This is a genomic window from Streptomyces sp. NPDC005141, assembly GCF_053599975.1.
The window spans coordinates 23,108-45,562 of the sequence record NZ_JBSFYW010000029.1 but is presented as its reverse complement, the minus strand read 5'-3'; the positions used below and the strand labels follow the sequence as shown (position 1 = coordinate 45,562).

Here is a 22,455-nt window from a genome sequence, read left to right as displayed (position 1 = left end):
TCGCGCGCGAGCCCCTCGGCACCGCCGGGCTCCAGGAATCGGGGGCGCGGCGGCGGGAATGGGGGACGCCCTGTCCTTCCGCCCACCCGATGCGGCCACAATGGGGGGATGAGCGACAGTCCAGCCCCCCTCGCTGATCCACATCTTGTCTTCGATCCCGTGGACGGAGTCCGGGATGTGGTGATCCTCGGATCCACCGGCTCGATCGGCACCCAGGCCATCGACCTCGTGCTGCGCAACCCCGACCGGTTCCGGGTCACCGCGCTCTCCGCCGCCGGCGGCAGGGTCGCCCTGCTCGCCGAGCAGGCCCACCGGCTGCGGGTGCGGACGGTGGCCGTCGCGCGCGAGGACGCCGTCCCGGCGCTGAGGGAGGCCCTCGCGGACCGGTACGGCCCCGGCGAGCCCCTTCCCGACATCCTCGCCGGAGCCGAGGCGGCCACCCAGGTCGCCGCCTCCGACTGCCACACCGTCCTGAACGGCATCACCGGTTCCATCGGCCTCGCGCCCACCCTCGCCGCCCTGGAGGCGGGCCGCACCCTCGCGCTCGCCAACAAGGAGTCGCTCATCGTCGGCGGCCCGCTGGTGAAGGCGCTGGCCGAGCCGGGCCAGATCATCCCCGTCGACTCCGAGCACGCCGCCCTGTTCCAGGCGCTGGCCTCCGGCACCCGCGCGGACGTGCGCAAACTCGTCGTGACCGCCTCCGGAGGCCCGTTCCGCGGCCGTACGAAGGCCGAGCTGGCGGACGTCGCGCCCGCCGACGCCCTCGCCCATCCCACCTGGGCCATGGGCCCCGTCATCACGATCAACTCCGCGACCCTGGTCAACAAGGGACTGGAGGTCATCGAGGCGCACCTCCTCTACGACATTCCCTTCGATCGGATTGAGGTGGTCGTGCACCCGCAGTCGTATGTCCACTCGATGGTGGAATTCACGGATGGATCGACGATCGCCCAGGCGACGCCCCCGGACATGCGGGGACCGATCGCCATCGGGCTCGGCTGGCCCGAGCGGGTCCCGGACGCGGCACCCGCCTTCGACTGGACGAAGGCGTCGAACTGGGAGTTCTTCCCGCTCGACAACGACGCGTTCCCGTCGGTGGGGCTCGCCCGGCACGTGGGGCAGCTCGCGGGTACGGCGCCGGCGGTGTTCAATGCCGCCAACGAGGAGTGCGTGGACGCGTTCCTGAACGGCATACTGCCGTTCAACGGGATCATGGAGACCGTCACCCGGGTCGTCGAGGAACACGGCACACCGCGTACGGGAACTTCTCTGACGGTCGCGGACGTCCTCGAAGCGGAGACCTGGGCGCGCGCCCGGGCCCGTGAACTCACAGCACAGACGACAACCGCGGAGGCTCGTGCATGACGACCCTGATGATGATCCTCGGCATAGTCGTCTTCGTGGTCGGCCTGCTCATCTCGATCGCGTGGCACGAGCTGGGACATCTGTCGACGGCCAAGCTCTTCGGCATCCGGGTGCCGCAGTACATGGTCGGCTTCGGCCCGACCATCTGGTCACGCAGGAAGGGCGACACCGAGTACGGCATCAAGGCCGTCCCGCTCGGCGGCTACATCCGCATGATCGGCATGTTCCCGCCCGGCCCGGACGGCAAGATCGAGGCCCGCTCGACGTCCCCCTTCCGGGGCATGATCGAGGACGCCCGGTCGGCCGCCTTCGAGGAGCTGCGGCCCGGCGACGAGAGCCGGCTCTTCTACACGCGCAAGCCGTGGAAGCGCGTGATCGTGATGTTCGCCGGTCCCTTCATGAACCTCGTCCTGGCCGTCGTGATCTTCCTCGGCGTGATGATGACGTTCGGCGTCCAGGCCCAGACCACCACGGTCGGCAAGGTCTCGGACTGTGTCATCCAGCAGAGCGAGAACCGGTCGAAGTGCGCCAAGGGCGACGAGGCCGCGCCCGCCAAGGCCGCGGGCCTCAAGGGCGGCGACAAGATCGTCGCGTTCGACGGCAAGGCGGTCGCGGACTGGGCCGCCCTTCAGGACGACATCCGGGCCAACCCCGGCAAGGACGTCACGATCACCGTCGAGCGCAAGGGCCAGCAGGTCGACCTGAAGGCCCACCTGATCAAGAACCAGGTGAGCAAGACCGACGGCAACGGCGGCTATGTCGAGGGCAAGTACGTGTACGCCGGCTTCCTCGGCTTCACGCCCGCCACCGGCATCGTCCAGCAGGGCTTCGGGCAGTCCGTGGACCGCATGGGCGAGATGATGCAGAACGGCGTCGAGTCCCTGGTGGCGCTGCCCGGCAAGGTCCCCGACCTGTGGGACGCGGCCTTCGGCGACGGCCCGCGCAAGGCCGACTCCCCGATGGGCGTCGTGGGCGCGGCCCGCATCGGCGGCGACGTCTTCACGCTGGACATCCCGGCATCGCAGCAGGTCGCGATGATGCTGCTGCTGGTCGCCGGGTTCAACCTCTCCCTGTTCCTGTTCAACATGCTCCCGCTGCTCCCGCTCGACGGCGGACACATCGCGGGCGCGCTGTGGGAGTCGCTGCGGCGGAACACGGCAAAGGTGCTGAAGCGACCGGACCCGGGCCCCTTCGACGTGGCGAAGCTGATGCCGGTGGCTTACGTGGTGGCCGGAATCTTCGTCTGTTTCACCGTCCTCGTCCTGATCGCGGACGTCGTCAACCCGGTGAAAATCTCGTAGCAGGACGGCGTTGGCGGCGGCCGGGCACCCTGGGTGTCCGGCCGCCTTCCATCGAGTGGGTTTAGGGGCGGGGGCGTGATGTGCTCCGCTGTGCGCCCGTACCGTAATCTCGAAGCCTGGAGCCCACGATTCCGGGACCTTGATCCACAACTTGGGGTTGCACAGCAGATGACTGCGATTTCTCTCGGCATGCCGTCCGTTCCGACCAAGCTGGCCGAGCGCCGCAAGACCCGGCAGATCCAGGTCGGAACCGTGGCCGTGGGTGGAGACGCACCCGTCTCGGTGCAGTCGATGACGACCACGCGTACGTCGGACATCGGCGCCACGCTGCAGCAGATCGCCGAGCTGACCGCGTCCGGCTGCCAGATCGTGCGCGTCGCCTGCCCCACCCAGGACGACGCCGACGCGCTCGCCACGATCGCCAAGAAGTCCCAGATCCCGGTCATCGCGGACATCCACTTCCAGCCGAAGTACGTCTTCGCCGCGATCGACGCCGGCTGTGCGGCCGTCCGCGTCAACCCCGGCAACATCAAGCAGTTCGACGACCAGGTCAAGGAGATCGCGCGGGCCGCGAAGGACACCGGCACCCCGATCCGGATCGGCGTCAACGCGGGCTCGCTCGACAAGCGCCTGCTCCAGAAGTACGGCAAGGCGACGCCCGAGGCGCTCGTCGAGTCCGCGCTCTGGGAGGCCTCCCTCTTCGAGGAACACGACTTCCGGGACATCAAGATCTCGGTCAAGCACAACGACCCGGTCGTCATGGTCAACGCCTATCGCCAGCTCTCCGCCGCCTGCGACTACCCGCTGCACCTCGGCGTCACCGAGGCCGGCCCCGCCTTCCAGGGCACCATCAAGTCCGCCGTCGCCTTCGGCGCCCTGCTCTCCGAGGGCATCGGCGACACCATCCGCGTCTCCCTGTCGGCCCCGCCGGTCGAGGAGGTCAAGGTCGGCCTGCAGATCCTGGAGTCGCTGAACCTCAAGCAGCGCGGCCTGGAGATCGTCTCCTGCCCGTCCTGCGGACGCGCCCAGGTCGACGTCTACAAGCTGGCCGAGGAAGTCACCGCCGGTCTCACCGGCATGGAGGTCCCGCTGCGCGTCGCCGTCATGGGCTGCGTCGTGAACGGCCCGGGCGAGGCCCGCGAGGCCGACCTCGGTGTGGCCTCCGGCAACGGCAAGGGCCAGATCTTCGTCAAGGGCCAGGTCATCAAGACCGTCCCCGAGTCGAAGATCGTGGAGACCCTGATCGAAGAGGCCATGAAGCTCGCCGAGCAGATGGAGGCCGAGGGCATCGCCTCCGGCGAACCGTCGGTGTCCGTGGCGGGCTGACCCGCCCCCAGCGGTTCCGCACCTTGCCCCAGGCCCCCGCACTCCCGCACCCCCGCGTTCCGAGCACCGGACCGGCAGGGGCTCCAGGAGAGTGCGGGGGCCTGGGGGCTTTCGGCGGTCCGGCCCGCTCCGCTCCGGACGAGGTCCGCCGACGGGAACCACTCACCGGCGCGACCTTCGACGCGGACGGCGGCCGGCAGCGCGTCGCCCGCTGGCCACGTACCCCCCGGCCACGCCCGCCCCGGAGCGGGCGTGGCCTGCAGGGCGGACGTTCGACGGGTGACACCTGACTGTCCGCTATCGGGGGGACATTCGCAGGCACCGTCCTGGACAACCGCGGAGACCGCACGCTGGGCTCCTACCGTCGGACCATGAGCGATGACTCGCAGTTTCACGTGGACGAGGTGTCGGCCTCCTACTGGCAGGTGACCTTCGCCAACGGGGAGATCAACCTGTACGACGTCGACAGCGTCGAGCAGCTGGCCGATCTGGTGGCCCGTATCGAACAGGCCCCGGAACTCACCGTCGTGGTGTTCCGGAGCGCCAACCCCGACTTCTTCATGGCGCACTGGGACATGCTGTCCGACCAGGCCCGAGTCGCCGCCATGCGGCCCGGCCCCACCGGACTGCACCCCTACGCGGACAACCTGGTCCGTCTCAGCCGGGTACCCGCGGTGACGATCACCTCGATCAACGGACGGGCCCGGGGCGCGGGCAGCGAGTTCGTGCTGGCCACCGACATCCGGTTCGCCGGCCCCCAGGCCGTCCTCGGGCAGTTCGAGGTGGGCGTGGGATCGGTCCCCGGGGGCAACCCGATGGGCCGGCTGACCCGTCTGGTCGGCCGCGGCAGGGCCATGGAGATCATGCTGGGGGCCGACGACTTCCCGGCCGAACTGGCCGCCGCGTACGGCTACGTCAACCGGGTCCTGCCCGCCGACGAGCTGGACGGCTTCGTCGACGCCTTCGCCCGCCGGATCGCGGGCTTCGACAAGGTGGCGGTGGCCGGCGCCAAGGCCCTGATCGACGGCAGCCTGCCGATTCCCCACGAGGAGTCGGCTGCCAGTCTCGCGACCTTCTTCCGCACCTCCGGCCGCCCGGAGAACGCCTACCGGGTGCGGCGCCTCTTCGACCGCGGTCTGCAGCGGCCGGACGGCGCCGAACTCGACCTGGGCCGGCAGATCGCCGACCAGGCCTGAGCCGCTCCCCGCCCTCCTGCCGGGCGCCTCCCGCCCCCGTCTCCTGGTCCTTCCCGCTGCCCTGCCCCCCGCGATCGCGGTACGCCGCCACCCCCACGGCCGCCGGAGTCCGCCGCTCCGCCCCGCACGCCCCCCGTGGCCGACGGGGGCCTTCGCGCCGGGGACCCCACGCGTCCGTGGCCGGTGCCGAGGACGCGCCGCCGTGGGAGGCCCCACCCCCGGCACAAGGGGCGGCGGGGTACAACCTCTCCAGGTACAGTGCGGAGATCAGCAGACCCCAGGGTGAGGCCCCCGCACGTGTTGACCCAGACCACCACCAGGGTCCTCGAACCGAGTGACCTGGACGCCGCGCTCGCGGTTCTCGGCCGCGAGCCGGTGGCGAACGCTTTCGTGGCCTCCCGCGTACGCGTCGCGGGGCTCGACCCATGGCGGCTCGGCGGCGAGATATGGGGCTGGTACGAGGACGGCATGCTGCAGTCCCTCTGCTACGCGGGCGCCAATCTCGTCCCGATCTGCGCCACCCCGCGCGCCGTGCGCGGCTTCGCCGACCGGGCCCGCCGGGGCGGCCGCCGCTGCTCCTCGATCGTCGGGCCCGCCGAATCCACCGCCCAGCTGTGGCGGCTCCTCGAACCGAGCTGGGGGCCCGCCCGCGAGGTCCGCGCGCACCAGCCGCTGATGGTCACCGACCGGCTGCCCGCCGACATCACCCCGGATCCGTTCGTCCGCCGCATCCGCAAGGACGAGATGGAGACGATCATGCCGGCGTGCGTGGCGATGTTCACCGAGGAGGTCGGCGTCTCGCCGATGGCCGGTGACGGCGGTCTGCTCTACCAGGCCCGGGTGGCCGAACTCGTCGGTTCGGGCCGGTCCTTCGCCCGCGTCGACCAGGACGGCAAGGTCGTCTTCAAGGCCGAGATCGGCGCCGCGACGGCTCAGGCCTGCCAGATCCAGGGAGTGTGGGTGGCCCCCGAGTACCGCGGCCGGGGAGTCGCGGCCCCCGGCATGGCGGCCGTCCTGCGCTACGCCCTCGCCGATGTCGCCCCGGTCGCCAGTCTCTACGTCAACGACTTCAACACGGCGGCGCGCGCGACGTACCGCCGGGTCGGGTTCCAAGAGGTCGGCGCGTTCATGAGTGTCCTGTTCTGACGCCAGGAGCGGGCCCCGCGGGACCTCACACCGCCCGCTGTCCGCCAGGTAGTCTCCCGGCATGCTGCGCTTCCCCGGTCAGGGCCACCGCGACTCCGACGACGTGGTCATCGGCCCGCTGGATCTCGCCGCGCGCGTCGACGAGGCGCTCGCCGTGCAGGCGCTCGCCTTCGGGCTCGGCGCCGACGAGATCGCCGTACGACGACAGATCGTGCTGCGCCACCTCACGTACCCGGGAGCCCACGCGCTCGGCGCCACCACCGTCGACGGACGCCTCGTGGGTTTCGTCTACGGCATGCCGAACGACCGCGCGCACTGGTGGTCCACCGTCGTCGAGCCGTATCTGCGCGGCCAGGGCCACGACGGCTGGCTCGACAACTCCTTCGTGATCACCGAACTGCACGTCCACCCCCGCTTCCAGAACCGCGGTGTCGGCCGCGCCCTGATCACCTCCATCACCGACACCGCGGCCGAACCGGCCTCGATCCTCTCCGCGATCGACGTCGACAGCCCGGCCCGCGGCCTCTACCGCTCCCTCGGCTACGAGGACCTCGCACGGCAGGTCCTGTTCCCCAGCGCGCCCAAGCCGTACGCCGTGATGGGCGCCCCGCTCCCGCTGCGCCACCGCTAATGGATTTCCGGGGACGGGCGCTGCCCGGCTAACCTCCTGGCATCACCCTTACGCAGCAGGAGTCGAGAATCATGGCCCAGGTCCAGCGCATGTCCCGTTTGATGGTCAAGACATTGCGTGACGACCCTGCGGATGCCGAGACGCTCAGTCACAAGCTGCTCGTCCGCGCCGGTTACGTGCGGCGCAACGCCGCGGGCATCTGGACCTGGCTGCCGCTCGGCAAGAAGGTCCTCGACAACATCTCCCGTGTGGTCCGCGAGGAGATGGACGCGATCGGTGCCCAGGAGGTCCTCCTCCCGGCCCTGCTGCCCAAGGAGCCCTACGAGGCCTCGGCCCGCTGGGAGGAGTACGGCGACCTCCTCTTCCGCCTCAAGGACCGCAAGGGCGCGGAGTACCTGCTCGGCCCGACGCACGAGGAGATCTTCACCCTGGTCGTGAAGGACCAGGTGGCCTCGTACAAGGACCTGCCGGTCATGCTCTACCAGATCCAGACGAAGTACCGCGACGAGGCCCGTCCGCGCTCGGGCGTGCTGCGCGGCCGCGAGTTCCAGATGAAGGACTCGTACTCCTTCGACATCACGGACGAGGGCCTCGCCGAGTCGTACGGTCTGCACCGCGAGGCCTACCAGAAGATCTTCGCGCGCATCGGCCTCGACTACCGCATCGTGTCCGCCGTCTCCGGCGCCATGGGCGGCTCGGCCTCCGAGGAGTTCCTCGCGCCCGCCGCCGCCGGCGAGGACACCTTCGTGGACTGCCCGGCGTGTGACTACGCCGCCAACACGGAGGCCGTGACCTTCAAGCTCACGCCCGTCTCCGAGGAGCACGGCCCGGTCGAGGAGCTGGACACTCCCGATACCCCGACCATCGAGACGCTCGCCGAACACCTCGGCGTGCCCGCCTCCGCGACCCTGAAGAACCTGCTGGTCAAGGTCGACGGCGAGATCGTGGCCGTGGGTGTCCCCGGCGACCGCGAGGTCGACCTCGGCAAGCTGGGCGAGCACCTCGCCCCGGCCGTCGTCGAGCTCGTCACGGCCGAGGACTTCGAGGGCCGGGACGATCTCGTACGCGGCTACGTGGGCCCGCAGGGCCTGCAGAAGGTCCGGTACATCGCCGACCCGCGCATCGCCCCCGGCACGGCCTGGATCACCGGCGCCAACAAGATCAACACGCACGCGAAGAACGTCGTGGCCGGCCGCGACTTCGAGGTCGACGACTACTTCGACGTCGTCGTGGTGGAGGAGGGCGACCCCTGCCCGGCGTGCGGCGCCGGCCTCAAGCTGGACCGCGCCATCGAGATCGGCCACATCTTCCAGCTCGGCCGCAAGTACGCCGACACCTTCGGCCTCGACGTTCTCGGCCAGCAGGGCAAGCCGGTCCGCGTGACCATGGGCTCGTACGGCATCGGCGTCTCCCGTGCGGTCGCCGCGCTGGCCGAGCAGTCCGCCGACGGCCAGGGTCTGTGCTGGCCCAAGGAGATCGCTCCCGCCGACGTGCACGTGGTCGCCGCGGGCAAGGCCCTGCAGACCGAGCTGGCCCTCGACGTGTCCGAGAAACTGGGGGCCGCGGGCGTCCGCGTCCTGGTCGACGACCGCGCCGGCGTCTCCCCGGGCGTGAAGTTCACCGACGCGGAGCTCATCGGCGTACCGAAGATCCTGGTCGCCGGCCGCCGCTCGGCCGAGGGTGTGGTGGAGCTGAAGGACCGTCGTACGGGTGAGCGCGAGGAGCTGACCGTCGACGAGGCGATCGCCCGCCTGACGGCGTAGCCGTTGACCGGGCGGCGCCCAGAAGCCTTGTCCTGGGCGCCGCCCGGCCTTTCCTCCCAGGCCGTTCCCCGCCCGCGCAGGACGTGACAGAGCGTCGTGCGTCCTGCGGAGGGGAGCGGCCTCGGCGTGTTCCCAGCGTGCCCCGGCGGTGATCCGCGGGGGCGGGGACCGCTTGCCCGACCGGAGTTCACCGCGACGGCCGGGGCACCTGAACTCACCCCGTCCAAGGGGGAATCGAGGCTAGAGCCAGCCGGCGAACTCCAGGAGCAGTTCGGCGTCCCGGAGCCGGCCGACCCGGCCCGCCCGGATGCCCGACTCGACCGCGCGGAACAGGGTCCAGCCACGCAGCCGCTCCTGGTCCACCTCCAGGGACTCGGCGAGCCGCTTGACCCGGCGCCGGGTGATCGAGGGGCCCGAGGGCGACGCGATGAGGTCCTCCACCCGGTCGCGGACCAGCCGGGCCAGGTCGAACGCGCACTCGCCGACCACCGGGTCCGGCCCCACGGCCAGCCAGGGCGCGCGTTCCCCGGCGAGCACCTTGCTCTGCCGGAAGGTGCCGTGCAGCAGCCGTGCCTCGGGCGGCCCGGCCAGCAGCTCGTCGCGGGCCGCGAGCGCCGCGTCGACCAGAGCGCCGGCCTCGGCACCGGCTTCGGCACCGGCCGCGGCCCGCATCGCCTCGGCCTGCCGTCCGGTCCGCTCCGCGACGGTCTCGAAGACATGACCGGCGGGCGGCTCGACCCACAGCCGCCGCAGCGTCCCGGCCGCCTCCAGCAGCGCCTTCGCCTCGGACAGTGACCGTACGGACATGTCCGGGCGCAGCCGCTCCAGCAGCAGGACACCGTGGGCGTCACCGGGGTTGAGGAGACGGACCGCGCCGCGGCCGTCCCAGTGGGCGAGCGCGGCCCGCTCGCTCTCCGGACGCGCCCGCTCGGGCGCCAGCTTCAGCACGGCGGGCGTCCCGTCGGTCTGCCGCACCAGGATGACCAGACTGCTGCGGCCACCCGGTGCCTGTACCCGCTCCACGGTCAACTCGCGCAGATCAACGGCCTGTTGGGCCAGCCCGGGCAGCTTCTCCAGCCACTCGTCGGCCCCCTCCGACCGGCTCCGCCGGGTCTCGCCGAGCGCCCGAAGAAGGCGCTGCGGCGGTTCGAAGGCCATGCGCGAGTCCATGCGCGAGATGTTTCCTTTCAGGTCGCGTTATGTCGGCGAGGGCGCCGTGGCGGACGGGGTGCCCGCCCGCTCGGCGAGCCCAGGGAAGGCTACGCTCTCGCCGCTCCAGCGGACCGCGCGGACCGCCGCCTCCCGCAGCGCCCCGGCCGCCGAGCGCCGCCGGTCGCCCGTGGCGGCGCGTACGAGGTCGGAGTACACGGCGGCCACCCGCTCCTCCAGCTCGGCCGCGAACCGTACGGCCGTGGCGGAGTCCGTCACCGGGAACGGCAGTTCGTAGGCGGCCGACGCGGCCTCGGGCGTCCCACCCACGTCCCGCACCGCCCGTGCCAGCTCGTCCCGGCGGGCCCGATGGGCGTCGTACGCCGACCGGGCGTCCGTCCGCCGGGCCTCACCGATCCGGCCGCCGACGACGCCGTAGCCGTAGACGGCCGCGTGCTCGGCGCCCAACGCGGCCTGCAGAGCCTTGAGCTCGGCTTCCTCGGTCCTGTTCCGCTTGCTCACTTCGCCGCCTTCGTCAGCAGAAACGCGTGGGCGGCCCCGGCCGCCGCCACCGAGGCGAGCAGCCTGGCCAGCTCGCCGGGAACCTCAACCAGGGCCTGTGTCCGCTCGTCCGCGAGCGCGAGCTCGGCGGTGGCGAGGTCGGCGAGCGCGTCCTTGGGACGGTCCGCGACGCCGGGGGAGGCGCTCGCCGACGCGGAGGCCGACGCCGAAGCGGATGCGGAGGCGGATGCCGAGTTCGGCGCCGAGGGCGACGAGGACGCCGACGGTCCGCCGGGGCCGGCCCCGAACGTCTTCGCGTGCCGGACGACCTCCGCCCGCAGCGGGGTCAGCCGTTCCTCCAGGCCGGGATGGGCGGCGATCACGGCGGTGTACCGGCCGGCCAGCGTCGTGCTGTCGCGGGCCGCACGCGCGCGTGCCCGGTCCGCGGCCGAGGGGCTGCCGCCCGTCGTGTCGCTGGACGGCTCGGGAGTGGAACAGCCCGCGAGCGCGAAGGTGCCCGCGGCGGCCGCGAGCAGGGTCCTTCGGCGCGGACCCGACGGGGTGCGCGACGGCAGGGGGAACGACACGGCAGACGTCCTCGGAGGGCTCGTACGAATGTATGGGCGAGCTGCCCGTGATCACGGTACCCGCGCATCGGCCGATCACCGCCCAGCGGCTCTCTCCCATCTGCCTCCGGCGTGATTTCGCGGACCCCCTCCGGGACGAGTCCGGGCAAGCGCACCCGTCCCGGTGGACGGCAACACCCTCCGCGACCGGATACCCTTTGACCTGACACGCGACCAACCCACAACAGCACACGCGGCCGAGGAGTCACCCGGATGAGCACGACCCAGAGCGAGAGGCTGCGAGAACTCCTGGATCCGCTCGTGAGCTCCCAGGGCCTCGATCTGGAAGAGATCGAAGTGGAGTCCGTAGGCCGCAAGCGTGTTCTGCGCGTCGTCGTGGACTCGGACGAGGGTGCCGACCTGGACGCGATCGCCGATGTGAGCCGCGCGCTCTCGGCGAAGCTCGACGAGACGGACGCGATGGGTGCGGGTGAATACACCCTCGAGGTCGGAACCCCCGGTGCCGAGCGCGAGCTCAAGGAGCACCGCCATTACGTACGCGCCACCGACCGCCTGGTGAAGTTCCAGCTCGCGGAAGGCGGCGAACTGCTCGCCCGGATCCTGCTGGTCGAGGACGACGGTCTCGATGTCGAAGTGCCGGGTGTGAAGGGGCGCAAGCCCACCGCCAGGCGGCTCGCTTTCGAGGACATCGCCAAGGCCCGCGTCCAGGTCGAGTTCAACCGCAAGGACAAGAAGGAAGAGGAGGCGTAGCCGTGGACATCGACATGAGTGCCCTGCGGGGTTTGGTACGGGAGAAGGAGATCTCCTTCGACCTGCTGGTCGAGGCGATCGAGTCGGCCCTCCTCATCGCCTACCACCGCACCGAGGGAAGCCGCAGGCGTGCGCGCGTGAAGCTCGACCGGGAGACCGGTCATGTGACCGTGTGGGCGAAGGAGGATCCCCAGGATCTGGAGGAGGGGCAGGAGGCGCGCGAGTTCGACGACACCCCGTCGGGGTTCGGCCGGATCGCCGCGACCACCGCCAAGCAGGTCATCCTGCAGCGCCTGCGGGACGCCGAGGACGACGCGACCCTCGGCGAGTACGCGGGCCGTGAGGGCGACATCGTCACCGGCGTGGTCCAGCAGGGCCGCGACCCCAAGAACGTGCTCGTCGACATCGGCAAGATGGAGGCCATCCTGCCGGTGCAGGAGCAGGTGCCCGGCGAGAACTACGAGCACGGCCTGCGCCTGCGCTCGTACGTCGTACGGGTGGCCAAGGGTGTTCGCGGTCCGTCCGTGACCCTCTCCCGTACGCACCCCAACCTCGTGAAGAAGCTCTTCGCGCTGGAGGTGCCGGAGATCGCCGACGGTTCCGTCGAGATCGCCGCCATCGCCCGCGAGGCCGGCCACCGCACGAAGATCGCCGTCCGGTCCACCCGCAGCGGTCTGAACGCCAAGGGCGCCTGCATCGGCCCGATGGGCGGCCGGGTCCGCAACGTCATGGCCGAACTGAACGGCGAGAAGATCGACATCGTCGACTGGTCGGACGACCCGGCCGACATGGTGGCGAACGCGCTCTCCCCGGCCCGGGTCTCCAAGGTCGAGGTCGTCGACCTCGCGGCACGCTCCGCGCGCGTGACGGTCCCCGACTACCAGCTGTCGCTGGCGATCGGCAAGGAGGGCCAGAACGCCCGCCTCGCCGCCCGCCTCACGGGCTGGCGGATCGACATCCGTCCGGACACCGAGCAGCGCGGCGAGTAGTCCGGGGAATAGATCCGAGCCGTAGATCGCTTACATCACGACAACAACCGTTCGATTTTTGCCCCAAAGGGGTGAGGTCGGTACGGGGAGGTAGACTTAAGAGTGTCTGGCCGGACGCGAGCCCGCGCATGCCCTGAACGCACCTGTGTGGGGTGCCGGGAGCGAGCGGCCAAGAGAGACTTGCTGCGCATCGTGGCGGTCGAGGGCGAATGCGCCCCCGATCATCGCGGTACGCTGCCCGGCCGGGGTGCGTACGTGCATCCCGCCCTGGTCTGTCTCGACCAGGCGGTCCGCCGCCGGGCGATCCCACGGGCGCTGCGCGCCCCGGGACCGCTCGACACGGCGGCGTTGCGCCACTACGTCGAGCAGGCAACACCGTAAGAAGCGTCGCACGGAACCCCCGTGCGGCCCTGGTATTCCGCGAGTTGGAAGTAGGTCGAGATTGCGATGAGCACTCGATGAGCACGCGATGAGTACGCCCATGAAGTAGCGACGGTCCGGACGCAAACCCGGACCTAAAAGGAGCGAAGTGGCTAAGGTCCGGGTATACGAACTCGCCAAGGAGTTCGGGGTGGAGAGCAAGGTCGTCATGGCCAAGCTCCAAGAACTCGGTGAATTCGTCCGTTCGGCGTCCTCGACTATCGAGGCCCCCGTCGTACGCAAACTGACAGATGCCCTCCAGCAGGGCAACGGTGGCGGCAAGCCCGCCCCCCGCAAGGCTGCCCCGGCCAAGCCGGGCGCCCCCTCTCCGGCGCAGGCGGCCCGTCCGGCCGCCCCGCGCCCGCCGGCCCCGAAGCCGGCCGCGGCCGAGACGCCCGCGGCTGCTCCGGTCACCCCGGCCGCCTCGGGTCCGCGCCCGACTCCGGGTCCCAAGCCGGCCCCGAAGCCCGCTCCGGCGGCTCCGGCTCCGGTCGCGGCCGAGTTCACCGCGCCCCCGTCGGCGCCGGCTGCGTCGTCCGCTCCCTCGGCTCCCGCCGCGGGCCCCCGTCCGGGCGCTCCGCGTCCCGCCGGCCAGGCTCCGCGTCCCGGTGCCCGTCCGGCCGGTGGTCCCGGTCAGGGTGGTCAGGGTCGTGGCGACCGTCCCGAGCGCGGTGACCGTCCCGAGCGCGGCGACCGTCCGGGCGCTCCGCGTCCCGCCGGCCAGGCTCCGCGTCCCGGCGCCCGTCCGGCCGGTCCCCGTCCGGGCAACAACCCGTTCACCTCTGGTGGCTCCACCGGCATGGCGCGTCCTCAGACGCCCCGTCCGGGCGGTGCCCCGCGTCCCGGTGGCGCCGGTGCTCCCGGTGGTCCGCGTCCGCAGGGCGCCGGCGGCCAGGACCGTGCTCCCCGTCCCCAGGGCGGTCCCGGCGGCGCTCCGCGTCCGCAGGGCGGTCCGGGCGGTGCTCGTCCGACTCCGGGCGGTATGCCTCGTCCGCAGGGTGGCGCTCCGCGTCCCGGCGGCGGTCCGGGCGGTAACCGTCCGAACCCCGGCATGATGCCTCAGCGTCCGGCCGCGGGCAGCCCGCGTCCCGGCGGCGGCCCCGGTGGCCGTGGTCCCGGTGGCGGCGGCGGTCGTCCCGGTGGTCCCGGTGGCGGCGGTGGCGGTCGTCCGGGTGGCGGCGGCGGTTTCGCCGGTCGTCCCGGTGGCGGCGGTGGCGGTTTCGCCGGTCGTCCGGCCGGTCCCGGTGGTGGCGGCGGCGGTTTCGCCGGTCGTCCCGGTGGTCCCGGTGGTGGCGGCGGTGGCCGTCCCGGCTTCGGCGGTCGTCCGGGTGGTCCCGGTGGCCGTGGTGGCACGCAGGGTGCGTTCGGCCGTCCCGGCGGTCCGGCGCGTCGTGGTCGCAAGTCGAAGCGGCAGAGGCGCCAGGAGTACGAGGCCATGCAGGCCCCGTCGGTCGGCGGCGTGATGCTGCCTCGCGGCAACGGACAGTCCGTCCGCCTGTCGCGCGGTGCGTCCCTCACCGACTTCGCGGAGAAGATCGGCGCCAACCCGGCGTCGCTCGTCGGCGTGATGATGAACCTCGGCGAGATGGTCACTGCCACGCAGTCCGTCTCCGACGAGACGCTGAAGCTCCTCGCGGACGAGATGAACTTCGTCCTCGAGATCGTCAGCCCGGAGGAGGAGGACCGCGAGCTCCTCGAGTCCTTCGACATCGAGTTCGGCGAGGACGAGGGTGGCGAGGAGTTCCTCGTCGCGCGTCCGCCGGTCGTGACCGTCATGGGTCACGTCGACCACGGTAAGACCCGCCTTCTCGACACCATCCGCAAGACGAATGTCGTCGCGGGCGAGGCCGGCGGTATCACCCAGCACATCGGTGCGTACCAGGTGGCGACCGAGGTCAACGGTGAAGAGCGCAAGATCACCTTCATCGACACCCCGGGTCACGAGGCGTTCACCGCCATGCGTGCACGTGGTGCGAAGTCGACCGACATCGCGATCCTCGTGGTGGCGGCCAACGACGGTGTGATGCCCCAGACGATCGAGGCGCTGAACCACGCCAAGGCGGCCGACGTGCCGATCGTGGTCGCGGTCAACAAGATCGACGTCGAGGGTGCCGACCCGACCAAGGTGCGCGGTCAGCTCACCGAGTTCGGTCTGGTGGCCGAGGAGTACGGCGGCGACACCATGTTCGTCGACATCTCCGCCAAGCAGGGCCTCAACATCGAGAGCCTGCTGGAGGCCGTGGTCCTGACCGCGGACGCCTCGCTCGACCTGCGGGCCAACCCGGAGCAGGACGCGCAGGGTATTGCGATCGAGTCCCACCTCGACCGTGGCCGCGGCGCCGTCGCGACCGTCCTGGTCCAGCGAGGCACCCTGCGGGTCGGCGACACCATGGTGGTCGGCGACGCGTACGGCCGTGTCCGAGCGATGCTCGACGACAAGGGCGAGAACGTGGAAGAGGCGGGTCCCTCGACCCCGGTCCTCGTCCTCGGCCTCACCAACGTCCCGGGCGCCGGCGACAACTTCCTGGTTGTCGACGAGGACCGCACGGCGCGTCAGATCGCCGAGAAGCGCGCGGCGCGTGAGCGCAACGCCAACTTCGCCCGCCGGGGTGTCCGGTTCTCCCTGGAGAACCTGGACGAGGCCCTCAAGGCCGGTCTGGTGCAGGAACTCAACCTCATCATCAAGGGCGACGCGTCCGGTTCGGTGGAGGCTCTCGAGTCCTCGCTGCTCCAGCTCGACGTCGGCGAAGAGGTCGACATCCGCGTCCTGCACCGCGGTGTGGGTGCGGTCACCGAGTCCGACATCAACCTGGCGACCGGCTCCGACGCCATCGTCATCGGCTTCAACGTCCGCGCTGCGGGCCGCGCGGCGCAGATGGCGGAGCGCGAGGGCGTCGACGTCCGGTACTACTCGGTGATCTACCAGGCCATCGAGGAGATCGAGGCGGCCCTCAAGGGCATGCTCAAGCCGGAGTACGAGGAGGTCGAGCTCGGCACGGCGGAGATCCGCGAGGTCTTCAAGTCGTCCAAGCTGGGCAACATCGCCGGTGTCCTGGTCCGCTCGGGCGAGGTCAAGCGCAACACCAAGGCGCGCCTCATCCGCGACGGCAAGGTCATCGCGGAGAGCCTCAACATCTCCGGGCTGCGTCGCTTCAAGGACGACGTCACCGAGATCCGCGAAGGGTTCGAGGGTGGTATCAACCTCGGCAACTTCAACGACATCAAGGTCGACGACGTCATCGCGACGTACGAGATGCGCGAGAAGCCGCGCTCGTAAAGCGGTTGCGTAAGCTGGCCGGCGGTGAGCAGTCACCGCCGGCCAGCTTGCCGTTTGTCTGCTCACGCGTTTCCCCGCGTCCCTCCTTCGGGGGCGCGGGGAAACGCGTGACCGGCCCCGGCCGGCGAACGACCCGGGGGCCCGGAAACCCCGTCGAGCGAGCCGACGGTTCGTTGTACGGTTCTGATGTCCCTGCCAAGTGCATTGGCAGGCCATCTATCCCGTACCGGCGGGACATCCGGTTACACATGTATGTGGGGACGCTGTCCTTCGATCTGCTCCTGGGCGATGTTCACTCGCTCAAGGAGAAACGCTCTCTCGTCCGGCCGATCGTGGCCGAACTCCAGCGGAAGTACGCGGTGAGTGCCGCCGAGACGGGCAATCAGGACCTTCACCGCAGGGCAGAGATCGGCCTGGCGGTGGTCTCCGGGGACACCACGCACCTGACCGACGTACTGGACCGGTGCGAACGGCTGGTCGCGGCGCGGCCGGAGGTGGAACTGCTGTCGGTACGACGCAGACTCCACACAGACGAAGACTGACGAAACAAGCAAGGCGAAGAAGGAGACGGACCAGTGGCCGACAACGCGCGGGCGAAGAGGCTGGCGGACCTCATCCGAGAGGTGGTGGCCAAGAAGCTGCAGCGCGGGATCAAGGACCCGCGGCTCGGCACTCACGTCACCATCACGGACACCCGGGTCACCGGGGACCTCCGGGAGGCCACCGTCTTCTACACGGTGTACGGGGACGACGAGCAGCGTGCCGAGGCGGCCGCGGGCCTGGAGAGCGCCAAGGGCGTGCTCCGCTCGGCCGTCGGCGCGGCGGCGGGCGTGAAGTTCACGCCGACGCTGACGTTCGTCGCGGACGCCCTGCCGGACACCGCCAAGACCATCGAGGACCTGCTCGACAAGGCGCGGGCCTCGGACGCGAAGGTGCGCGAGGTCTCGGCCGGCGCCGCCTTCGCGGGTGACGCGGACCCGTACAAGAAGCCGGACGAGGACGACGAGGACGACGAGGACGACGCCGCGGAATGACGCAGAAGCCCCAGACGCCCGACGGGCTTGTCATTGTCGACAAGCCGTCGGGCTTCACTTCGCACGACGTGGTCGCCAAGATGCGCGGGATCGCCCGGACGCGCCGGGTCGGCCACGCGGGCACCCTCGACCCCATGGCGACGGGCGTGCTCGTCCTCGGTGTCGAGAGGGCCACCAAGCTCCTCGGTCACCTCGCGCTCACCGAGAAGGAGTACCTCGGCACGATCCGGCTCGGCCAGAACACGCTGACCGACGACGCCGAGGGCGACATCACCTCCTCGGCGGACGCCTCCGGCGTGAAGCGCGACGCGATCGACGCCGGGGTCGCCAAGCTGACCGGCGCCATCATGCAGGTGCCGTCCAAGGTCAGCGCCATCAAGATCGACGGTGTGCGCTCGTACAAGAGGGCGCGTGAGGGCGAGGAGTTCGAGATCCCGGCCCGCCCGGTGACCATCTCGTCCTTCGCGGTGTACGACATCCGTGACGCCGTCGCCGAGGACGGCACCCCGGTGCTCGACCTGGTCGTCTCCGTCGTCTGCTCCTCCGGGACGTACATCCGGGCGCTCGCCCGCGATCTCGGCGCGGACCTGGGGGGCGTCGGCGGTCACCTCACCGCTCTGCGCCGCACCCGCGTCGGCCCCTACAAGCTGGACTCCGCGCGCACCCTCGAACAGCTCCAGGAGGAGCTGACGGTGATGCCGATCGCGGAGGCGGCCGCGGCCGCGTTCCCGCGCTGGGACGTGGACACCAGGCGGGCCGGGCTGCTGCTGAACGGCGTCCGGCTCGAGATGCCCGAGGAGTACGCGGGCAAGGGCACCGTGGCGGTCTTCGACCCCGAGGGGCAGTTCCTCGCGCTGGTCGAGGAGCAGAAGGGCAAGGCGAAGAGCCTCGCCGTCTTCGGCTGAGGTTCCCGCGCGGACGCCGGCTGCGAAGGCCGTGCGGCGGCCGGGCGGACGCTCCGCCCGTGGAGCGGCGATCACGGGGTCTCGTGCCCGCCGCTCCACGGTTCCCCCTCGTCTCCCCCACCCAAGGGTGTATCCATCCGACCTCCCGTATTCACCCCATCGGGCAGGCGCTCGGAGTGAACCCAGGGAGCAGAAGGGGGCGCGTTCGCCACGCGATCTGTCCCGCTGATCACCTCGCCCCTACCGTCGGAAGTCAGGAGCGCGGCGGGGAGGTTCGAGCATGGCGGGACGAGGCCCGCGGACCGGGGACGAAGAGGCGGCGGACGACGCCGGACAGCCACGGGACGATGCCCTGGTACGCGTCTGCGACCTGGCAGGGCGCCCACGCGGCACGGGTTTCGCGGCCGACCACCACGGCACCGTGATCACCAGCCACGAGGCCGTCGACGGCCTGGCCCGACTCGTCCTGCACATCTCCGGCGACCGCACGTGCGTCGTCACCGCCGACGCCGTCACACCCCTGCCCGACGCCGGTCTGGCCCTCGTACGCACCGAAGGTCTCGGCCTCGGCCCGCTCCCCGTCACCGTGCGGGACCGGGTCGAGACCGGTACGTACGTCCGGATCGCGGCGGGCGGCTGGCGTGAGGCGCGGGTGCTGGGCTCCTCCACCGTGACGTACACGGCCACCGACCGCTTCCATCTCCTGGGCGACGCGCTGGAGTTGGCGATCGGCACGGCGGGCGCTGACGCGCTCCGGCTGGGCGGCGGAGCGGCCGGGGGACCGGTCCTCGACGCCGAGACCGGCGCCGTGGTGGCGGTCGTCGGCACCGCCCTGCTGCCCCGGGCCCTGGACGGCACCGCGCAGGGGGAGACCCCGGCCGGCCATCGGGCGGCCGGCTTCGCCGTCCCCCTGCGGGGCGTCGCGGGGCCGCTCGCCGAACTGCTGGCCCGCAACGCGGCGACCGTGCCCGCCTACGGCGCCGATCTGAATCTCGCGGGCGCGCTGGAGCTCGCCGCGACCTCGGTCGGATCGGACGGACCCCGTCCACCGGCCGGGGGCGCGGGCACGGACCCCGGACCCGTCGAACGGGCCGAGGTCATCAGGGAGTTCACGGCGTTCGAGAGCGGACCGGCCGCCGTCCTCGGACTCGTCGGACCGCCCGGCAGCGGCCGTACGACGGAACTGGCCGCCCTCGCCGCCCGCCGCCTCCGGGGCCCGGCACCGGCCCCCACGCTGTGGCTGCGCGGCGCCGACCTCCTCGCCGACGACAGCTCGGTGGCGGACGCGGCGACACGCGCCCTGGAGCGCGCGGGGCGGATCGTGGCGGCGTCGCGGCAGAGCCCCGGGACCGGCGGCCGGGAGACCGCGTGGCGGTCGGCGGCCGCCGATGTACTGCCTCCCCAGGGATACGGCGGGGAACTCGGCGACATCGGGCCCGACCGGCTGGCCCGGCTGGCGCGCGCCGCCGGCCGGCCGCTGCTGCTCCTTCTCGACGGACCCGAGGAGATGCCGCCCGAGCTCGCCCACCGGCTCCCCGCCTGGACCGAGGGAACGGCCGCCTGGCTGGGGGAGACCGGCGCACGCCTCGTGGTCGGGTGCAGGGCGGAACACTGGGAACGGGCCGGGGCGGGATTTCCCGCGGAACTGCTGCACCGGCCGGCCGGCCCGTCGTCGGGGTACCCGGGAGGGCAGCCGTGGCCGGACGCGGACGGGGCCCTGCCCGCCTGTGTGCGGCTCGGCGATCTGACCGAGGACGAGGCCCTGCGGGCACGGTCGTGTGCCGGTATCCCCGAGGGCGTTCTCGCGCCGGCCGACGCCCGCCACCCCCTGATGCTGCGCCTGCTCTCCGAAGTACGGGCCACGCTGCCGGACCCGCCCGCCGAGCCGCTCGGCCGCGACGACGTGTTCGCCGCCCATCTCGACCTGATGTGCCTGCGCGTCGCCGTCCGGCTCGCCGCGGCGAACGGACTGCGCGGCACCGCCGTCCGCCGGCTCGCCGCCCGGGTCTCCGGCCAGGTGCACGAGGCCGCGCGACGCTGCCTCGGCCCCGGGCAGGGCGAGCTGGACCGGGCGTCCTTCGAAGCCGTCTTTCCCTGGGGCCCCGCCCCGGGCCGCCGCCTGGCGGGCATCACCGGATGGGCGTCCGCCGTGCTTACCGAAGGACTCCTCGTCCCCGCGGGCGACGGCTACCGCTTCGCCCACGAGGAGCTCGCCGACTGGATCCAGGGCACCCACCTCGACCTGGACGCGGCGCTGCACACCCTGGTCCACCGCAGGCGCGCCGCACCCGCCCCCGACTCCGGTGGCACGGGCACCACGGCATCGAGCCGCCGGCACGCCCGCCGCTCCCGGACCACGGCACCGGACTCCGCGGCGGACATCCCTCCCGTCCCCCGCCACCGCATCGGCCCCGTCGTGGAGACCCTGCTCCTGCTCGCCCGTCAACAAGGGACCGAGGAACTGACTTTCCGTCTGGAGGATCTCGTCCACGCGGTCGACGATCTGCTGCCACGGGCGCCGGACCCGCTCGGCGACCCGCTCTGGTGGGCCGGCCACCTCTGCTCCACCGTCCTGCTCCGGGTGCCCGACGCGACCCCGTACATCGGCGTGCTGCGGCTGCTCACCGAGCGGATCGTGGCCTGGCGGGAGCAGGGAAGGGCCGTGCCGGCGGAGTTCGGCCCGGCCTTCTGGACGGCGCTGCCCGTACCGGACACGGAACGCTTCGACCTGCTCAGGCGCCTGGTGACCGCCGACCCCGGCCGAGCCCCCGGGGCCGAGTCCCCGCGCCCCGGCGAGGCCTCCGCCGCCCCGCGCTACCTCGATACCGTCTCCCGGCTCCTCGCCGCCGACCCCATCGCCGCGCACCGCCACCTCACCCGCTGGTTCGACGACGAGCGCCCCCTGCCCGCGACCCCGCACGCGACCGTGGCGACGGCCGCGCAGGCACTGCTGTACGCGCACCGGCGGCGGGCCCTGGACGATCTGGCCGAGGCCCTGGTGGCCTGCGCGCACCGGCGGGGCGACGAGCTGCTGGCCGTCCTGGCCGAGGAGGAGCCGTCGGCCGTGTGCCGGGCGGTGGACCGGTGGGCGCACGACGAACAGCCGGCGCGACGGGTGGCCGCGGTCGCCTACGGGCTGCGGGCGGCGCCGTTCGTGGGGACCCGGGCGGACCGCGAGCTGCTGCGATACGCCGCCTTCACCCTGCTCGCCCGTCCGGCCGACTGCACGCTGCACGGCGGGGCCCTCGGCATCCTCGTACGCGATCCGCTCACCCGCGCCCACTATCTGCCGCAGGCCCTGGAGCGCTTCGCGGACGGCGACCCACGGCTGCCCCCGAGCGCGCCGGCCGCCGCGCTCACCACCCATCCGGAGCCCGTGCTCGCCGCCTTCCGCGACCGGCTGCGGCGGTCCGGCCCCGACACGGCCGAGCTGCTGCGCACCCTCGCCGACGCCGCCACACCGGCGCTGGCCCGCCGTGTCGCCGCGACGATGCTGGAGTCCCTGGAGCTGTGCCCCGGAGCCGCAGCGCACCTGGCCGCCTACGTGGACCGGCGCCTCGACCACGGGAGTGCCACCGACGACGTGCTGTTTCTCCTGGTCGGCGGCCTGCTGGAAGGGTGTGCCGCACCGCCGCGGGCGGCGCTCGCCCAGATCCTCGCCGCGCCGGGCGGCAAGGCGTCGGCCCCGTCGCGGCGCGAGCTGCTCGATCTGCTGCTGGCGCACGAACGGGATCCGGTCGTGCTCGACACCGTTCTGAGGGCCGCCGCCGACGGTGCCGACCGGCGGGGCGAGGAGTCCACCCGCGAGCTGGTGCACCGGGTCGGCCTCCTCCTCGTCCGCACACCGGCCGGGGCCACCGGCTTCGACCGCGGCCTCGTCGACCTGGCCCGGCGCGTCCCGGGCTTCGCCGCCCTGGTCGCCCGCTGGCTGACCGACACCCCCGAGGAGTGGTCCTGCGTGGTCGGCCCCAGCACCCGCCGCATGATCGAGAGCCTGGCCGGGACAGGGGTTCCCGCCTGAACCATGCCCGCCACGGCACTCCGTGGCGCTGAGCAATGCGTCACAGCCCGATGCCGATGCAAGCCGAGCGCACACGGCATGGCACCCTTAGAGC

The 22,455-nt window shown here is 72.1% G+C and carries 18 protein-coding genes; 15 read left to right on the top strand and 3 right to left on the bottom strand.

What is annotated here, in order from left to right:
• Nucleotides 1–108: 108 nt before the first annotated feature.
• From dxr to ACWD68_RS22800, 7 genes are all read left to right on the top strand, one after another.
• On the top strand, nucleotides 109–1,365 hold the full coding sequence (dxr, locus tag ACWD68_RS22830) for a 1-deoxy-D-xylulose-5-phosphate reductoisomerase (RefSeq protein ID WP_451808276.1): 1,257 nt from the start codon (nucleotides 109–111) through the stop codon (nucleotides 1,363–1,365).
• Nucleotides 1,362–2,666: a M50 family metallopeptidase gene (locus tag ACWD68_RS22825; protein WP_451808275.1), complete on the top strand. Its 1,305-nt coding sequence runs from the start codon at nucleotides 1,362–1,364 to the stop codon at nucleotides 2,664–2,666. The genes dxr and ACWD68_RS22825 overlap by 4 nt, the downstream gene beginning before the upstream one ends.
• A 168-nt stretch (nucleotides 2,667–2,834) precedes the next feature.
• On the top strand, nucleotides 2,835–3,992 hold the full coding sequence (ispG, locus tag ACWD68_RS22820; RefSeq protein ID WP_451808274.1) for a flavodoxin-dependent (E)-4-hydroxy-3-methylbut-2-enyl-diphosphate synthase: 1,158 nt from the start codon (nucleotides 2,835–2,837) through the stop codon (nucleotides 3,990–3,992).
• A gap of 371 nt (nucleotides 3,993–4,363) precedes the next feature.
• A complete protein-coding gene (locus tag ACWD68_RS22815) occupies nucleotides 4,364–5,188 on the top strand; it encodes an enoyl-CoA hydratase/isomerase family protein (protein ID WP_451808273.1) in 825 nt (274 codons plus the stop codon).
• Nucleotides 5,189–5,485: 297 nt separating this feature from the next.
• Complete coding sequence (locus ACWD68_RS22810; protein ID WP_451808272.1) at nucleotides 5,486–6,334, top strand: GNAT family N-acetyltransferase; 849 nt, start codon at nucleotides 5,486–5,488, stop codon at nucleotides 6,332–6,334.
• A 61-nt stretch (nucleotides 6,335–6,395) separates the two neighbouring features.
• Nucleotides 6,396–6,965 carry a GNAT family N-acetyltransferase gene (locus ACWD68_RS22805; protein ID WP_451808271.1) on the top strand — a complete coding sequence of 190 codons (570 nt, stop codon included), beginning with the start codon at nucleotides 6,396–6,398 and terminating at the stop codon, nucleotides 6,963–6,965.
• A 71-nt stretch (nucleotides 6,966–7,036) separates the two neighbouring features.
• Nucleotides 7,037–8,728 carry a proline--tRNA ligase gene (locus ACWD68_RS22800; protein ID WP_451808270.1) on the top strand — a complete coding sequence of 564 codons (1,692 nt, stop codon included), beginning with the start codon at nucleotides 7,037–7,039 and terminating at the stop codon, nucleotides 8,726–8,728.
• Between the two features lie 240 nt (nucleotides 8,729–8,968).
• Here the strand turns inward: ACWD68_RS22800 and ACWD68_RS22795 are convergent, their stop codons facing one another.
• The 3 genes from ACWD68_RS22795 to ACWD68_RS22785 are packed head-to-tail and all read right to left on the bottom strand — an operon-like array spanning nucleotide 8,969 to nucleotide 10,965.
• Nucleotides 8,969–9,886 (bottom strand): aminoglycoside phosphotransferase family protein, encoded by a 918-nt coding sequence (locus ACWD68_RS22795; RefSeq protein WP_451808319.1) that lies wholly within the window; start codon nucleotides 9,884–9,886, stop codon nucleotides 8,969–8,971.
• Nucleotides 9,887–9,925: 39 nt separating this feature from the next.
• Nucleotides 9,926–10,399, bottom strand: a complete 474-nt coding sequence (locus ACWD68_RS22790; RefSeq protein WP_451808269.1) for a ferritin-like domain-containing protein — start codon at nucleotides 10,397–10,399, stop codon at nucleotides 9,926–9,928.
• The gene (locus tag ACWD68_RS22785; RefSeq protein ID WP_451808268.1) at nucleotides 10,396–10,965 is read right to left on the bottom strand and encodes a hypothetical protein; all 570 of its coding nucleotides are present in this window, start codon (nucleotides 10,963–10,965) and stop codon (nucleotides 10,396–10,398) included. Before ACWD68_RS22785 ends, ACWD68_RS22790 begins: the two co-directional genes overlap by 4 nt.
• A gap of 252 nt (nucleotides 10,966–11,217) precedes the next feature.
• Here ACWD68_RS22785 and rimP point away from each other — a divergent pair, with 252 nt between their 5' ends.
• From rimP to ACWD68_RS22745, 8 genes are all read left to right on the top strand, one after another.
• Nucleotides 11,218–11,715 (top strand): ribosome maturation factor RimP, encoded by a 498-nt coding sequence (gene rimP, locus ACWD68_RS22780; RefSeq protein WP_451808267.1) that lies wholly within the window; start codon nucleotides 11,218–11,220, stop codon nucleotides 11,713–11,715.
• 2 nt (nucleotides 11,716–11,717) lie between these two features.
• Complete coding sequence (nusA, locus tag ACWD68_RS22775; protein ID WP_451808266.1) at nucleotides 11,718–12,704, top strand: transcription termination factor NusA; 987 nt, start codon at nucleotides 11,718–11,720, stop codon at nucleotides 12,702–12,704.
• A 102-nt stretch (nucleotides 12,705–12,806) separates the two neighbouring features.
• Nucleotides 12,807–13,085: a YlxR family protein gene (locus tag ACWD68_RS22770; protein ID WP_451808265.1), complete on the top strand. Its 279-nt coding sequence runs from the start codon at nucleotides 12,807–12,809 to the stop codon at nucleotides 13,083–13,085.
• 148 nt (nucleotides 13,086–13,233) lie between these two features.
• Complete coding sequence (infB, locus tag ACWD68_RS22765) at nucleotides 13,234–16,401, top strand: translation initiation factor IF-2 (RefSeq protein ID WP_451808264.1); 3,168 nt, start codon at nucleotides 13,234–13,236, stop codon at nucleotides 16,399–16,401.
• A 248-nt stretch (nucleotides 16,402–16,649) separates the two neighbouring features.
• On the top strand, nucleotides 16,650–16,943 hold the full coding sequence (locus ACWD68_RS22760) for a DUF503 domain-containing protein (RefSeq protein ID WP_351552929.1): 294 nt from the start codon (nucleotides 16,650–16,652) through the stop codon (nucleotides 16,941–16,943).
• Nucleotides 16,944–16,976: 33 nt separating this feature from the next.
• Nucleotides 16,977–17,435 carry a 30S ribosome-binding factor RbfA gene (gene rbfA, locus ACWD68_RS22755; RefSeq protein ID WP_451808263.1) on the top strand — a complete coding sequence of 153 codons (459 nt, stop codon included), beginning with the start codon at nucleotides 16,977–16,979 and terminating at the stop codon, nucleotides 17,433–17,435.
• Nucleotides 17,432–18,340 (top strand): tRNA pseudouridine(55) synthase TruB, encoded by a 909-nt coding sequence (gene truB, locus ACWD68_RS22750; RefSeq protein WP_451808262.1) that lies wholly within the window; start codon nucleotides 17,432–17,434, stop codon nucleotides 18,338–18,340. The genes rbfA and truB overlap by 4 nt, the downstream gene beginning before the upstream one ends.
• 280 nt (nucleotides 18,341–18,620) lie before the next feature.
• The gene (locus ACWD68_RS22745) at nucleotides 18,621–22,361 is read left to right on the top strand and encodes a trypsin-like peptidase domain-containing protein (protein ID WP_451808261.1); all 3,741 of its coding nucleotides are present in this window, start codon (nucleotides 18,621–18,623) and stop codon (nucleotides 22,359–22,361) included.
• The last annotated feature ends 94 nt before the right edge of the window (nucleotides 22,362–22,455 follow it).

Bases quoted from the DNA above. Each gene is read 5' to 3' on its own strand.
- dxr (WP_451808276.1), top strand. From the start codon at position 109: ATGAGCGACAGTCCAGCCCCCCTCGCTGATCCACATCTTGTCTTCGAT.
- truB (WP_451808262.1), top strand. From the start codon at position 17,432: ATGACGCAGAAGCCCCAGACGCCCGACGGGCTTGTCATTGTCGACAAG.
- ACWD68_RS22800 (WP_451808270.1), top strand. From the start codon at position 7,037: ATGGCCCAGGTCCAGCGCATGTCCCGTTTGATGGTCAAGACATTGCGT.
- ACWD68_RS22745 (WP_451808261.1), top strand. From the start codon at position 18,621: ATGGCGGGACGAGGCCCGCGGACCGGGGACGAAGAGGCGGCGGACGAC.
- rimP (WP_451808267.1), top strand. From the start codon at position 11,218: ATGAGCACGACCCAGAGCGAGAGGCTGCGAGAACTCCTGGATCCGCTC.
- ACWD68_RS22815 (WP_451808273.1), top strand. From the start codon at position 4,364: ATGAGCGATGACTCGCAGTTTCACGTGGACGAGGTGTCGGCCTCCTAC.
- ispG (WP_451808274.1), top strand. From the start codon at position 2,835: ATGACTGCGATTTCTCTCGGCATGCCGTCCGTTCCGACCAAGCTGGCC.
- ACWD68_RS22760 (WP_351552929.1), top strand. From the start codon at position 16,650: ATGTATGTGGGGACGCTGTCCTTCGATCTGCTCCTGGGCGATGTTCAC.
- ACWD68_RS22795 (WP_451808319.1), bottom strand. From the start codon at position 9,886: ATGGCCTTCGAACCGCCGCAGCGCCTTCTTCGGGCGCTCGGCGAGACC.
- ACWD68_RS22825 (WP_451808275.1), top strand. From the start codon at position 1,362: ATGACGACCCTGATGATGATCCTCGGCATAGTCGTCTTCGTGGTCGGC.
- ACWD68_RS22805 (WP_451808271.1), top strand. From the start codon at position 6,396: ATGCTGCGCTTCCCCGGTCAGGGCCACCGCGACTCCGACGACGTGGTC.